The sequence below is a fragment of the Nostoc sp. DedQUE02 genome (assembly GCF_034531035.1).
GTDB lineage: Bacteria > Cyanobacteriota > Cyanobacteriia > Cyanobacteriales > Nostocaceae > Nostoc.
The window spans coordinates 103857-118556 of sequence record NZ_JAVRBY020000016.1 but is presented as its reverse complement, the minus strand read 5'-3'; the positions used below and the strand labels follow the sequence as shown (position 1 = coordinate 118556).

Here is a 14700-nt window from a genome sequence, read left to right as displayed (position 1 = left end):
ACCAAGTTGCGTTCAAAAATATTAGTTTTGACAGGCAGGGGGAGCAGGGGAAGCAGGGGAGGCAGGGGGAGAAATACCACATATAATTGCAAAATGGTATTAGTTATAATTCCCGCATCTGTGCAAAAAGCATAAAAGCCTCTTTTCCCCTGCTCGCTGCTCCCCTTGTACTGAGCGCAGTCGAAGTATGCTCCCTGCGGTCTAAATAATAAGTCTTTAACCGGACACGATAGGACTTATTCTCATAGGAAAGTATCGGAACGAGAGAAAATAGTATTGTCAATCGATGCAATGCCATTGTCAGTCGATGCAATGTCATTGTCAGCCGATGCAATGCCATTGTCAGCCGATGCAATGCCATTGTCAGTCGATGCAATGCCATTGTCAGTCGATGCAATGTCATTGTCAGCCGATGCAATGCCATTGTCAGTCGATGCAATGCCATTGTCAGTCGATGCAATGCCATTGTCAGTCGATGCAATGCCATTGTCAGCCGATGCAATGCCATTGTCAGTCGATGCAATGCCATTGTCAGCCGATGCAATGCCATTGCAATTTAAAAAACTTGTGTGTACACCGTAGCTCCTAAAAGGAGAGAGGCTTTGATTTTCTTCCCTTCCAGCAACAAAAGCTTTTCTGCTTCCCTCTCCTCGTAGGAGAGGGTTAGGGAGAGGTAGGGAAGGGGCTGGGGGTTAGGTCTCGTAATTGTGGTCTAAATATATGGAAACTGCTGTAAGTCTGCAATCACCAGATGATTTAGCTTTTAAATTGAGATTTGCTCAAGATATCAACTTTAGCGACAAAAGATGAAGTAAGATTCACATCTGAAGCTGACAAAAATAGTCCAGTGCGATGATTAATAAATGCCCTCTGAATCTTATACTGTCCTGCTTACCGTTGAGTATGTTTCTATTACTTAGCAGTACATCTTTAAGTCCACTGAAAGCTCAGGCTGTTGATACTACACAATTACCAACTAGTAATTTCATCCTATCACAACAAATTCCACCACCACAGGATGTCCAACCACCTCCACCTTCGCCACTTCCTTTACCTGTATTGCCACAGCCACTCCCGCCACCAGCAGAACTATTTCCACCCTCTGCCCCAACTCCCACACCTGAAGAACCACTCCCTGGCAACTTTCCTCAAACTATTGTTGTTGAACGGTTTGAAGTTGTTGGTAGCACAGTCTTCAGTGCCCAAGAGTTAGCTAAAGCAACTGCTGAATTTACCAAACGACCGATCTCGCTGACTGAAGTGTATCAAGCACGTTCTAAAATTACTGATTTATATGTCAAAAATGGTTACATTACTTCTGGTGCTTATATTCCACCCCAAACAATCAAATCGGGTGTTGTCAAAATTCAGGTGGTCGAAGGTAAATTAGAAGATATCCAGGTAGCTGGGACTCGGCGATTGAATCCAAATTATATCCGTAGCCGACTAGCAATAGCGACATCACCGCCTCTCAATCGCCAGCGTCTACTAGAAGCACTGCAACTTTTGCAACTTAATCCTTTGATTCAAAACGTGAGTGCTGAACTCTCAGCAGGATCGCGGACGGGTACGAGTCTGTTAGAAGTTAAAGTCAGTGAGGCAAAAACTTTTAGTAGCCAAATAATTCTTGATAATGGGCGATCGCCTAGTGTTGGCAGTTTCCGACGCGGATTACGATTGAATGAAGCCAACTTACTCGGATTGGGAGATAGTCTGAGTCTAGGCTACACCAATACTGATGGTAGCAACTCTTTTGATGCCAGCTACACATTGCCTCTCAATCCCCGCAACGGAACGCTTACCTTCAACTATGGCACTACATCGAGTAATGTCATTGAACCTGATTTCAAATCTTTAGATATCGAATCCGCATCTCGCTACTACGAAGTGACATTCCGCCAGCCCATAGTTCAAACTCCCACACAAGAATTAGCTCTTGGCTTAACAGCCTCGCGACGCGAAAGTGATATCTCGTGGAACTTACAGAGATATGGGTATTCTCCCTCTCTACTTTCGCCTGGTGCTGATGAACAGGGACGCACTAGGGTATCTGCGTTGCGATTTTTTCAAGAATGGACGAGTCGTAACAGCCATGAAGTCATCGCCTTGCGTTCTCAATTCAATTTAGGCATAGATGTGTTGAATGCCACAGTTAATCAAGATCCTCCTGATAGCCGTTTTTTTGCTTGGCAAGGGCAAGCGCAGTGGGCACGCCTTTTAGCTCCTGAAACCTTACTATTACTTCGTTTAAATACGCAACTCGCATCTAGAACACTTTTGCCTATAGAGCAATTTGGCTTAGGTGGGCAGGATAGTATTCGCGGCTACCGTCAAGATTACCTGCTAACGGATAATGGCGCTTTTGTTTCTGCGGAAGTTCAAGTACCGATTCTGCGCTTACCGCAGATAAATAGCATCTTACAGGTTGTTCCGTTTGTGGATTTTGGTGTTGGCTGGAATAGTTCTGGTAGAGAGAATCCCGACCCTAATACTTTAGCTGCTGTTGGTTTGGGGTTGCGTTGGGCACAGGGCGATCGCTTCACCGTTCGTCTTGACTGGGGTATTCCTTTAGTATCTGTTAACTCAAATGACAGAACATTACAAGAAAATGGTCTGTATTTTAGCTTGCTCTATAATCCTTTTTAAAATTTAGAAGTTGTTCTTCTGATTGCCTAAGTTTGAGGCTGTGCGTAGCTCGCTTCTCTGTAAGGGTGCAATTTTGAATGCATGAATTTTGAATTGTTAATCTGGGTATCCTAAGAAAGACAAGGTTGGATGATATAGACGAAGGGATAAAGTTTATAACTTATGTATGAGTGGAGAAATCAGCTAGAACTTCTACCGCAAAAACTGATTGAACAATTAGCCATCTTATTCCAAAAGGTCAATCATTGAGAACAGGGCTAGTTTGCACCCTCATAGCAATTTTAGGATGCCTGCGGTGGGGTACACCTACGCACACGATAAGAACTTTTATTGAGCAAATTTTCCCAGAATTTAAGACTTTCAAGCTGTACTTTTGGGGTACTATTTTTCAGATTAAGACATAAAAATATGAGAATTTGAGGAACAACCATGCAAGAAAATGAGCGGGAAAAAATACGCCATCTGTTGGTTATTCAAGACCTGCAAGGGCGGCGAACTATCCCTTTGCGAGAAAATACTTATTCGCTGGGGCGGCATTCCGCAAATACTATTGTCTTGGCTTCCCGGTCAGTATCAATGCAACATGCAATTTTATTGCGAGTAACTGTTCCAGAAACTGACCAATATGGCTTCCAAATAATTGATGGCAACTATAAAGGAAAAGGAAGTACTAATGGCTTATTTGTAAATGGTAGTAAATGCTTTTCTCATAATCTCAGGCATGGAGATATCATTGCCTTTGGCAGTAATCAAGCTCAGGCTAAATATTATGCTATTTCCAATATTTCAGAACAAGTATTTTCGGAATCTTTTGATGTTGAAGATTTATCTGGTTTTCTTTCAGAGCAAGCTAGTCCTGCCAATCCCTTTCAAACTTTAGCTGTCGATCCTAGCTTTGAAGCGGCTAGTGAATCCGCCTTAGCCCGCCTAGCATCCTTCCCTGAACTCATCCCCAATCCAATTATTGAGATGGATTTTGAGGGAACAGTTACTTATCTCAATCCAGCCGCAGCTCTTAAGTTTCCCAAGCTTCGGGAAGTTGGGACGAAACATCCTATTTTAACAGGACTTCTGAGTGGAGTTAACAATCTAGAAACAAATCCTTTTGTGCGGGAGGTGGAAGTAGGCACGGAAGTTTTTGAACAATCCGTTCTCTACCTTCCTGAAAGTGATTTAATTAGAACTTTTATTGTTAGGGATATTACAGAGCAAAAGCAAGCTACAGCCGAACTGCGCCAGCGCGATCGCTTGCTACAGGCAGTTGCCGAAGCTGCCAATTATTTGCTAGGGGAAATGAATTATGAAACTGGTATTGATCGAGCTCTAGCTGTACTGGGTGAAGCTGCCAAGGCAGATCGTGCCTATCTCTTTCAAAACCATCCCCATCCTATTACAGGTGAAATAGCAGTCAGCCTACGATTTGAATGGACGCACTCTTTTATTGAATCTACCCACCATCATTGGCAAAATCAGCCTTATCAAGCTTCAGGATTAGCCCGTTGGTACACTGTTCTCTCTAGTGGCCAGTCGATTAGCGGACTCACTCAAAAATTTCCTGTCGCTGAACAAGAATTACTGATTCGAGATGGCATTCAATCTCTTCTCTTGGTACCTCTTCGCTTGGAAAATGAGTTCTGGGGGTATCTTGGCTTGGCAGACTGCACCTTTGAGCGTCATTGGTCTAGGCATGAAGAATCTACCCTTTTGACAATGGCCGCCAGTATCATTAGTACGCAGCAGCGTCAGCAAGTAGAAGAAAAGATTCGCTATCAAGCCCTCCATGACATGCTAACAGGGTTGCCGAATCGCTTACTATTTAATGAATTGCTCAGTAAAACTCTGCTCAACGCCACTCGCAATAGCGAAAGTTTAGCTGTGATTTTCCTTGACCTGGATCGCTTCAAGGTCATTAATGACACTCTGGGGCACACTCTGGGAGACCAATTATTACAAAGTGTCTCTCAAAGATTAAAAGACTCGCTCAGAGGCGGAGACACTGTAGCTCGTTGGGGAGGCGATGAATTCACTATCTTACTCCCGCGAGTCAATGATATTGAAGAGGTAACTTTGGTGGCGCAGAGAATCTTACAAGCCTTAGAGGATGCTTTTCATCTCCAAGGACATGAACTTTATGTAACAGCTAGCCTCGGTATTGCGTTGCTTGATAACAACAGTCCTGATGCCGAAACCCTAATCCAGCACGCAGATGCCGCTTTGTATTACGCCAAAGACAAAGGGCGGAATAACTACCAATTCTACAGTGTTTCCCTGAGTGCTAAAAATCCTGAACTCCTGACTTTAGAAAAGAGCTTGCGCTATGCCCTAGAACGCAATGAATTTACGATGTACTATCAGCCTCGTGTGAACATTGCCACAGGAGAAATTACCAGTATGGAGGCTCTATTGCGTTGGCAGCATCCAGAGATGGGATTGGTTGCACCCAGTGTCTTCATTCCCCTGGTTGAAGAAAGTGGATTAATTGTCCCCATCGGCGAATGGACGCTGCGGACGGCTTGTATTCAGAATAAAATCTGGCAAGATCAAGGATTTCCACCCATAAAGATCGCTGTCAATCTTTCTCTTAAGCAGTTCCGCCAACCCAAATTGGTGCAGACTATAGCCACAGTTTTAGAACAAACCGGTCTAGAGCCGCGCTTTTTAGAATTAGAAATTATGGAAACCACAGCCATTGAGGACTTAGATTTTACCAGAACGGTGTTAGAGAATCTACAGCAAATGGGTGTTTATATCTCCATTGATGACTTTGGTACAGGTCATTCCTCGCTCTCGCGCCTACAGCTTTTGCCACTCCACAATCTGAAAATAGATAAATCTTTCATTCAAAATTTGACACAGGATGTCAAAGTAGCTCATATTATCCAGGCTATAGTTACCTTGGGACACAGTTTGGGATTGAAGTTGACGGCTGAAGGGGTAGAAAAGGAAGAGGAATTGGAGTTCTTAAAATCTATCAACTGTGAGGATGTACAGGGCTATTTATTCTACCGACCGCTTTCGGCCCAAAAAGCAACAGAAATCCTTGAAAGTAAACGACCAACACTCTAGTACAAAAGATATCTTCAAAAAAGCAAGACGTAGCAATGCTACGTATCTACAAGGTTTCTGGATAACGCATATTTATTTTCAACAAATGTTTAAAGAAAAACTGTTTGTACTAGTGAGGATACAATAACATTCAGTGTCTCTGCTGCCAACCTTTATCATTCTATGCTGCCAGTCATCTATTCCGACGAATTTTTAGATCACAAGACTGGAAAATACCATCCTGAAAAACCAGAACGCTTGATCGCGATCGCAAATGCCCTAAAAGCAGCTACATTTGCAGATCAAATCACCTGGCGATCGCCTACACCAGAATCAGAACAGCCTTCACTAATGCCTTCGTTGGTTCAAGCTCATAGCCCAGCATACATCAAAAAACTTTGGCAAATCGCCTCTAGTGGCGGTGGCCCTTTGGATGGAGATACGCCAGTTTCCCCACGCAGTTATGATGTGGCATTGTTGGCAGTCAGTGCATGGTTGGATGGAGTTGAGGTTGTGTTAAAGTCGGCTAATCCAGCTTTTGTACTAGCGCGTCCCCCAGGACATCACGCTGAAAGTGATGCGGGGATGGGTTTTTGTCTATTTTCTAATGCCGCGATCGCCGCTTTATTTGCCCTCGAACAACCCGGAGTTAATCATGTCGCCATCTTAGATTGGGATGTGCATCACGGTAATGGTACTCAGTCCATTGTCGAAACTTATCCACAAATTGCTTATTGTTCGTTACACCAGTACCCTTGTTATCCTGGTACTGGGAGAGCTACAGAACGCGGCTTTCACAATAATGTCCTCAACTTGCCTGTACCCCCAGGTAGCGATATTACAGTATATCAGCCGTTGTTTGAAAACAAGGTAGTACCCTTTTTAGCCAACTTTCAACCAGATTTACTAATTGTCAGTGCTGGTTACGATGCCAACGCGGCAGATCCTTTGGCAAGTATCAATTTGCAGCCAGAAGACTATGCTTTGTTTACTGATTATTGTTTAGGGGTAACTCGTAAAATTCTGTTTGGCTTAGAAGGTGGCTATGACTTTGATACTCTTTCTCAATCAGTTGTAGCGACGATTGGACGTTGTTTAGTCTAAGCTTTCCTCGTCTCAATGCTGAGTTTCGAGGCAGCGATCGCCCTTGGCGTCAGAAGTTTTGATGCTTGTGGCAAGCCTTGTGGTGGGCATCTACTCAATACAATTCAGTTCATCTCTAAGAAAGTTACAGTAAGTTTTTCCCCGCTACCCTTTTGCCTTTTGTACCCAATGCCCACTTGCCCTGAGCGACTTGTGCCGAGCCGGAGCCGAGGTAAGCCCTACCACTTCGTGGAAGCAAGCTACGCGTAGCGTCTCGCAGAGAAGGGATGCCCCATTCCCCATCGCTTTTTTATAAACTTCATTGAATCTTCAGAAAGAAAAATTTTAAGCAGGGTTATGAAAGAGCTAAAGTTTTGTTAAGATGCAATTGCTAGCACTTTCTCAACGAAATTCACCTATCCGGGTGTGGAGAAATAAAAAGCACTAGCAGCACAAAGTTCAAAAGGTGAAGCAATGACCACCTATATTTTTTTCGATGAAGCTTTACAAATGCTGACCAACGCCTATTTGATATCGGTAGTACTGTTAATAGCAGCTTCTGGTATAGGTTTGGCGGTAATTGAGACAATAGAAAAGACAGGAGAACGCTAAATTTACAGATGGCAATGTAGTTCTTGCCAAAAACCATTGGGTACAACTGTTCGCCATGAATAAATCCTGGGAACACTAAGGGATGAAAGTCTTATAGCATTACAGTCTTACCTGTAAATCTACCAAACATACGGGTCGCTGTAACGCTGTTGGGACTCTAACCAAGGAGCTACTACAATGGGTCTATTCGACGCTGTGTTGGGCACAGAAAGCCAAACCCAAGCAGCACTCAATCCAGCAGAAGCTTTTGCTGTCATTATCTTGACGGCAACTGCTTCAGACGGTTATATTTCTGTTGAGCAAACAAATTCTATCATTTCTGTGCTGTCCCGGATGAAACTTTTTAAAAGTTATCCTAATGAAATGATAAACAGGCTATTTGACAAAATCTTGGGCATTCTCCAGGGTGATGGCTTTAATGCTTTGTTTAATGCAGCAAAAGATTCTCTATCTCAAGATTTGCGGGAAGCAGCCTTTGCAGTAGCGACCGATTTAGTCCTAGCTGAAGGTATTGTACCTGAAGAAGAAAAAAACTTCTTAAATGATTTATATCAAGCTTTAGGGGTTTCTAGTGAGATAGCAATACAAATTATGCAAGTAATCTTGATTAAAAATCGCGCATAGGGTGATAGAACATAACTTTTTATGCCCATTGTCCTTAGCTGATTAAACTCTATAAGTAGCTTATAAAGAAAGCGTGGCAGGGAAGTTAAGCTTCTTTGCCACTATTTTTTGATTATTTATTTGCGATAATTCCATATCGTTGAAAAATATTGCATTACAACGTCTCTACATTGATCGTATAAATTATCTGATTTAAACAATATTATGTCATAATTCGATTTTATGATTTTGAACAATAAAATTGTAAATTAGTTATGCGTTGTTCTGCCACCCTAACCCAACTGGTTGAAGTTATTTTGGCCCATTCTGTAAACTTATCTGAAACTGCTTTAACACAAGTAACTAGCGGTATCCAAACAGATAGCCGTACCTTGAAGCCGGGTGAAGTATTTGTCGCTTTCCGAGGCGATAAGTTTGATGGACATGAATTTGTGCCAACTGCGATCGCAAAGGGGGCAATAGCTGCAATCGTAGATTTTGAATACGAAAATCCGGGATTTCCTGTATTACAGGTAAAAGATACTCTCAAGGCATATCAACAAATTGGCCGATGGTGGCGCGATCGCTTTAATATTCCTGTAATTGGTGTCACCGGTTCGGTGGGTAAAACTACAACTAAAGAATTGATCGCCGCAGTTTTAGGAACAAAGGGACGAGTTCACAAAACTTATGGAAATTACAATAACGAAATCGGTGTTCCGAAAACTCTCCTAGAACTTGGTGCTGAAAATGACTACGCCGTGATTGAAATGGCGATGCGGGGTAGGGGACAAATTGCCGAACTGACGCAAATAGCGCGGCCAACAATTGGAGTGATTACCAATGTGGGGACGGCACATATTGAGTTACTCGGTTCCGAAGAAGCGATCGCTGAGGCAAAATGTGAGTTGTTAGTCGAAATGCCTGCTGATAGTGTGGCAATTCTCAACCACGACAATCCTTTATTAATGACCACGGCGGCAAAATTTTGGCAGGGAGAAGTTTTGACTTACGGCTTTTCTGGTGGAGATATTCAAGGGCAGTTAATTGATAACGACCAGGTGGAAGTCGCAGGAATCCAATTACCTCTACCTTTACCTGGCCGTCATAATGCGACTAATTTCTTGGCAGCTTTAGCAGTGGCAAAGGTGTTGGGGATTGATTGGGCATCCTTAAAAACAGGTGTAATCGTAGATATGCCTACAGGGCGATCGCAGCGATTTACCTTACCCAATGATGTGGTAATCTTAGATGAAACTTATAATGCTGCACCAGAAGCTATGATTGCAGCGTTGCAATTATTGGCAGAGACACCCGGAAAGCGGAAGATTGCCGTATTGGGTGCAATGAAAGAATTGGGAGAGCGATCGCAGCAGTTACACCAGCGAGTGGGAGAAACAGTACGAAAGTTGAATCTAGACGGTTTGTTGGTTTTGGTAGATGGACAAGATGCCGAAGCGATCGCTCTTAGTGCCGAGGGTATCCCATCGGAGTGCTTTGCAACTCATGCCGAGTTGGTGGCTAGGTTGAAGACATTTGTGCAAACAGGCGATCGTTTATTGTTCAAAGCCGCCCATTCTGTGGGACTAGATCGGGTAGTCAATCAATTACGTGCAGAATTTCCCAAATGATACCACTAGAAACCAAACGTCTTATACTGCGAGACTTTGTAAAATCAGATTGGTCAGGGGTTCATCAATACGCTGCTAATGCTGAAGTTGTGTGTTACTTGACTTTTGGCCCCTGACAATCAAATAGCCTCTAATAAGCTCTATTGGATACTCTTTCACTAAGGACTTTTGGGGACAAGGATATGCAACTGAAGCTGTAAAAGCAGTTGTATCATTCGGTTTTCAGGAGTTAGGCTTACATCGCATCTTTGCCACTTGTCACCCAGAAAACATTGCCTCAGTAAGAGTTATACAAAAAATTGGAATGCGGCAGGAAGGGTATTTGCGAGAACACCATTGGATTAAGGGAGAATGGTGAGATTCTTGGCTATATGCCATCCTTGAGCATGAATGGAGAGGTCTAAAATATCACCTATAGATTTCAATTGGAAAGACTAGGACTGTTACTGTAGCGTCTTTGAAAAAGAATTGCTGCCAAATTAGTCACCAAACAAGTGATTGCTAGCCACATCAAGATATAAGTAGGAGCCATCACCACACCAATCATGAACCAAGTATATACGTGCAGTATCATTACAGAAGCGAAAAAGCTAGCGATTCCAGCAGATTGCCACACTTGAGGCGATGGACGACGTAAGGCAACTAGGCTCATCGTTAAAATTGTGACAAGTAAGTTCGCTGGTACGAGAAATGCACAAATGCTTACGCAGTTGCCACGAGAGAACTCAGCTAAGGTGTTAAAATCGAGCATTAATTTCCTGGGATAGATGTTGGCTTTTTAAGAATTTAATTTATTTTAAAACAACGAAATTTATATTAACATAACAGTGAGTACTCACATTGCAAACATAACACAAACTAAACTTTTGAGTTGCGTTTTAATAGTACCAATAGTTAGTTAATTATAAAGATTTTAGATAAGTAGGGTGGAAAATACCCACCCTAGCTGAATTAACCTGGTAAAATTACCGTATCGATAACGTGTACCACACCATTATCAGCTTCGATATCTGCTGCTAAAACTGTGGCATTTTTAACTTCAAAACCATCAGAAGAATCAATTTTAATGGGTGAACCTTCCACAGAATTAACCGTACCCAGTTGTGCCAAATCAGCCCGTAGCAGCTTTCCTGGAACGACATGATACTTTAAAATCCGCGTTAGCTGGGGAATATTCTGTAACAAAGTTTGGATAGTTCCCGCAGGTAACTTGGCAAAAGCATCGTCATTTGGTGCAAAGACAGTGAACGGCCCAGGACTTTTTAAAGTTTCTACTAAACCCGCAGCTTGTACAGCCGCCACCAGTGTTTTAAACGACTCAGCCGTAACTGCAATCTCAACAATATCAGCCATATATCTTACCTAAATATCTGCAAAAGATTTTAAAGGATAATAAACCTCTTTTAAGTTTTATTAAACAAAATAAATTTAAAATCAAGTGGTGAATAAACTACGCCTAGAGGCGTACTCCCCTAAGACATCACCTTATGATGTTTCTAGGAAAATTCCGTTATATTAAAACGTATAAGTATACCCGCGAGTTAGTCGAACAGTTGATGTATGAAGTAGCGGTGGGGGCAAAAAGCTATGGGCGAATTATTAGCGATCGCTTCATTCAAACAATGCTCTATTATACTGTCAAAATGACGCCTTAACGTTCTAATATGAAAATTGACTACGACGAATCGCCCGTTGGAAGTAGAAGTAATTTTCAGCAACCCATTACGGAAAGCCCAAGCAGCAGGTGTGAATTTAGTGCAAATTAGCTGTTTATACCACCAGTTGAAGTTTTTATATGCGAGGGGAAAGTTAGGGGAATCAGGGAGACAAGAAATTCTTAGAGGAGCAATATTGACAGATTTTCCTGGTTAGATACCTCTTGGTAAGAAAACTGTAGAGATTTGTTAAAGAAAGAGTCTTAAAAGATTTAGTCGCTAGTTGATTTTAGCTGACGATTTTCCGGCTAATAACCTCTCCAATCTCCATCAGTGTCTCTTCTTCTTCGGGAGTAAATTCGTAGCTAATCGGCTTGGCAATGCCCAAGGTACCATACAATCGGCCATTCAGCATTAGCGGCACTGCGATAGAACCTTCTACCTTGGTTTCTTTTGCTGACGGTCTAGCCACATCCGATTCGTCGGTTTGCAGGTTGCAAATCTGTACGGGTTGCTTGCGTTCGGCGGCGACACCGGCCATCCCTTTACCAATGGGAATTACTGTCATTTTAGGCAACAGGAATTCTGGAATGCCTTGGTAAGCTTTTAGGTGCAATAACTGGCTGTCCCGATCTAGAGTGTGGATGGTACCTGTAGAACAGTCGAAAGCGGCCAGAATTTCGGTCAGCATTCGGTTCCAGTCGATGGTAGGCGCTTCGTTAGCCAGGGTATCAAAAATAGCTTTGGTATCTGAAATCATAGTGGTAGAAAATAAAGTTTGATCGAGAACGCCAAGGGCGAACCCGCAAGTTAGGACACAAAGGAATAAGAAGTTAAAAAGTTTGGCGCAGCCTCATAAAAGAAATGGTATTAGTAAAACCAATCTCTCCTTTCCAGATTCCGTAAAAGTCAAGGGAATTTATGGGGCGATCGCATCTGGAAAGGTCTGTTGTCTCCATAATATAAATACAAGGCGTGCGATCATTAGAGGTTTTATGTCCCTAACGCTTGAAGACTTGGAACAAATGCAGCAACAGCATCCTGACTATCGTATGGAACTAGTTAAGGGTAATATTATTGTTTCGAGTCCATCAGGATACGAATCAGATGAGGTCGCTGCTGCCATGATTACCGAGTTACGTAACTGGGTTAGACCGCGCAAACTAGGACGAACAGCAGCTTCTAGCGCTGGTTTCAGATTGCCTAATTCCGATTTGCGCGCACCGGACGCTTCATTTGTTTTAGCCGAACGCTTGCGTCGTAGTCCGAAGTCTTTTGCTCAATTAGCTCCCGATTTGACTGTAGAGGTGAAGTCCCCTAGCGATAATTTAGAGGATCTGAGAGCCAAAATTCAAGAATTTCTGAGTTTGGGAACTAAAGTAGGAATTTTGCTCAACCCAGATGAGCGGATTGTTGAAGTTTACAATTTTGGACAAGAGCCAATAATACTTCGTGATGGCGATATTTTAACAGTTCCCGAACTGCTCCCAGGATGGGAAGTACCAATCGCAGATTTGTGGCCTCTAGAGTTTGACTAGGATAATGGTAAAAGCTCCTACAGAGCTAGATGGGTAGAACCAGAAATTTAATATCTAGCTGAATTAGGACAATAAGCTCCAAGAGCAAAGTTTTACAAGATAGCGATCGGAAATATTAAGGGATGCACAGGAAGTATTTATCATAGATTACAACGGGTGATAGATGCCTAACTATGAGCTACTGCCTCAATCTCAGTTGCATAAAGCCCCTCAACCCTAATGGCATAAATTTTTGTCAAAGTTGCGGGACAAGATTACTACCACGGCTACGAAACCGCTACCACATTATTCAACCACTCGGAGGTGGCGGATTTGGCAGAACTTTTTTAGCAGAGGATGAAGACAAGCTCAAAGAGCATTGTGTAGTTAAGCAGCTAGCACCCCAAGTCCAAGGAAGTACTGCTTTGCATAAGGCAACGGAATTATTTCAAGAAGAAGCACGGCGTCTGCAACAGCTAGGAGAACATCCTCAAATTCCCACTTTGTATGCTTATTTTGAGCAGGATAACTATTTATATTTGGTGCAGCAGCTGATCGAGGGGCAAACTTTAGGGCAGGAGTTACAACAACAAGGAATTTTCAGTGAAGACAAGATTTGGGAAGTTTTGAGTGAATTATTACCTGTTTTGAAGTTTGTCCACGAACATCAGGTAATTCACCGCGATATTAAGCCAGAAAATATTATCCGTCGCCAAAGCGATCGCAAGTTAGTGCTGATTGATTTCGGTGTTGCCAAGCAGTTAACAACAAATTCTTTGCATCATACAGGCACGAGTATTGGTTCCTATGGCTATGCCCCAATTGAACAAATGAAACTGCGTCGTGCTTATCCGGCTAGCGATTTATTCAGTTTGGGTGTGACTTGCTTTCATCTGTTAACAAGAATTAACCCCTCTGAACTCTGGACTGAAGAGGGCTACGGCTGGGTAACATCCTGGCAGCAATACGTTAAGTTGCCAATATCTGCATCTATAAAAGATGTACTAGGTAAGCTGTTACAAAAAAATATCGAGGAGCGTTACCAGTCGGCCGATGAAGTCCTCCTAGACTTGAATTCAAGGTTACAGCCGCTATCAATGGGTCACTATAGAAGACCTCCATCTGCTTTACTCGCAACTGTTGCACCACCATCTGCTTTAATCGCCACTGTTGCACCGCCGAAAATCCAGTGGAAAAGTAACCTGCTGGTGGGGGCTGCTGTTGTGCTATTGGGGTTAGGGGGATATATATCTTTACGAAGCTTGGCGTCTATTCCAACTCTAACTGGGCATTTAGGCGAAGTTAATTCCCTGGCTATGAACTCTAACTCTTTAAGTCATAACCTTGCCAGTAGCAGCGATGACAAAACTGTTAAAATTTGGAACATCGAAAGTGGGGATGAAATTCGCACTCTTACCGGGCATTCAGACTGGGTTTATGCTGTTGCCATCAGCCCAGATGGTAAGACTGTTGTCAGTGGCAGCAAGGATAAAACTATCAAAGTCTGGAATTTGAATACTGGTAAAGAAATAAATACCATTATGGGGCATTTAGGCGATGTGAATGACGTTGTAATTAGCCAAGATGGTCAGATGTTAGCTAGTGCTAGCGATGACAAAACCATCAAAGTGTGGAAACTGGACACGGGCATGGAAATACGCACTATTACAGGGCATTTAGCTGATGTAAATGCGATCGCCTTCAGCCCAAATGGGGAATATATTGCTAGTGGTAGTGATGACAAGACTGTAAAAGTCTGGCAACTGAACACGGGAGAAGCAATACACACCTTTAATGGACATTCAGCCGAAGTCTATGCGATCGCTTTCAGTGCGGATGGCAAAACTTTGGTTAGTGGAGGTAAGGATAAAACTATCAAGATTTGGCAACTGCCGTAGAGATTTAGTC

At 42.8% G+C, this 14700-nt stretch carries 13 protein-coding genes and 1 pseudogene; 11 read left to right on the top strand and 3 right to left on the bottom strand.

Annotated elements, in window-relative coordinates:
* Positions 1-276 precede the first annotated feature (276 nt).
* The 8 genes from RMX98_RS15455 (at position 277) to RMX98_RS15420 (ending at position 9978) form a co-directional block, all read left to right on the top strand.
* Positions 277-582 carry a hypothetical protein gene (locus tag RMX98_RS15455; protein ID WP_409881248.1) on the top strand — a complete coding sequence of 102 codons (306 nt, stop codon included), beginning with the start codon at positions 277-279 and terminating at the stop codon, positions 580-582.
* Between the two features lie 321 nt (positions 583-903).
* Positions 904-2646, top strand: a complete 1743-nt coding sequence (locus RMX98_RS15450) for a ShlB/FhaC/HecB family hemolysin secretion/activation protein (RefSeq protein WP_409881247.1) — start codon at positions 904-906, stop codon at positions 2644-2646.
* Between the two features lie 429 nt (positions 2647-3075).
* Entirely contained in the window at positions 3076-5712 is a 2637-nt protein-coding gene (locus tag RMX98_RS15445; RefSeq protein WP_322681619.1) for an EAL domain-containing protein, read from the top strand.
* Positions 5713-5874: 162 nt separating this feature from the next.
* Positions 5875-6795 (top strand): histone deacetylase, encoded by a 921-nt coding sequence (locus tag RMX98_RS15440; RefSeq protein ID WP_322681620.1) that lies wholly within the window; start codon positions 5875-5877, stop codon positions 6793-6795.
* Between the two features lie 453 nt (positions 6796-7248).
* Positions 7249-7386 carry a hypothetical protein gene (locus tag RMX98_RS15435; protein ID WP_322681621.1) on the top strand — a complete coding sequence of 46 codons (138 nt, stop codon included), beginning with the start codon at positions 7249-7251 and terminating at the stop codon, positions 7384-7386.
* Positions 7387-7563: 177 nt separating this feature from the next.
* Positions 7564-8010, top strand: a complete 447-nt coding sequence (locus RMX98_RS15430; protein ID WP_322681622.1) for a tellurite resistance TerB family protein — start codon at positions 7564-7566, stop codon at positions 8008-8010.
* Positions 8011-8264: 254 nt separating this feature from the next.
* On the top strand, positions 8265-9620 hold the full coding sequence (locus RMX98_RS15425; RefSeq protein WP_322681623.1) for a UDP-N-acetylmuramoyl-tripeptide--D-alanyl-D-alanine ligase: 1356 nt from the start codon (positions 8265-8267) through the stop codon (positions 9618-9620).
* A 133-nt stretch (positions 9621-9753) separates the two neighbouring features.
* Positions 9754-9978 carry a GNAT family N-acetyltransferase gene (locus RMX98_RS15420; protein ID WP_409881250.1) on the top strand — a complete coding sequence of 75 codons (225 nt, stop codon included), beginning with the start codon at positions 9754-9756 and terminating at the stop codon, positions 9976-9978.
* A 63-nt stretch (positions 9979-10041) separates the two neighbouring features.
* On the opposite strand, the gene RMX98_RS15415 is transcribed toward RMX98_RS15420, so the two are convergent.
* Together RMX98_RS15415 and RMX98_RS15410 are read right to left on the bottom strand one after the other, a co-directional pair.
* Positions 10042-10371 (bottom strand): hypothetical protein, encoded by a 330-nt coding sequence (locus RMX98_RS15415; protein WP_322681624.1) that lies wholly within the window; start codon positions 10369-10371, stop codon positions 10042-10044.
* A 200-nt stretch (positions 10372-10571) separates the two neighbouring features.
* Complete coding sequence (locus RMX98_RS15410) at positions 10572-10973, bottom strand: fasciclin domain-containing protein (RefSeq protein ID WP_322681625.1); 402 nt, start codon at positions 10971-10973, stop codon at positions 10572-10574.
* Between the two features lie 176 nt (positions 10974-11149).
* Here RMX98_RS15410 and RMX98_RS15405 point away from each other — a divergent pair.
* Positions 11150-11492: pseudogene (locus tag RMX98_RS15405) on the top strand (ketopantoate reductase C-terminal domain-containing protein); the annotation flags it as partial.
* Positions 11493-11564: 72 nt separating this feature from the next.
* On the opposite strand, the gene RMX98_RS15400 reads toward RMX98_RS15405, so the two are convergent.
* Positions 11565-12035 carry a GAF domain-containing protein gene (locus RMX98_RS15400; protein ID WP_322681626.1) on the bottom strand — a complete coding sequence of 157 codons (471 nt, stop codon included), beginning with the start codon at positions 12033-12035 and terminating at the stop codon, positions 11565-11567.
* 235 nt (positions 12036-12270) lie between these two features.
* Between RMX98_RS15400 and RMX98_RS15395 the strand changes: the two genes are divergently transcribed.
* Both RMX98_RS15395 and RMX98_RS15390 read left to right on the top strand, forming a co-directional pair.
* On the top strand, positions 12271-12813 hold the full coding sequence (locus RMX98_RS15395; protein ID WP_322681642.1) for a Uma2 family endonuclease: 543 nt from the start codon (positions 12271-12273) through the stop codon (positions 12811-12813).
* A 173-nt stretch (positions 12814-12986) separates the two neighbouring features.
* The gene (locus RMX98_RS15390; RefSeq protein ID WP_322681627.1) at positions 12987-14690 is read left to right on the top strand and encodes a serine/threonine-protein kinase; all 1704 of its coding nucleotides are present in this window, start codon (positions 12987-12989) and stop codon (positions 14688-14690) included.
* Positions 14691-14700 lie beyond the last annotated feature (10 nt).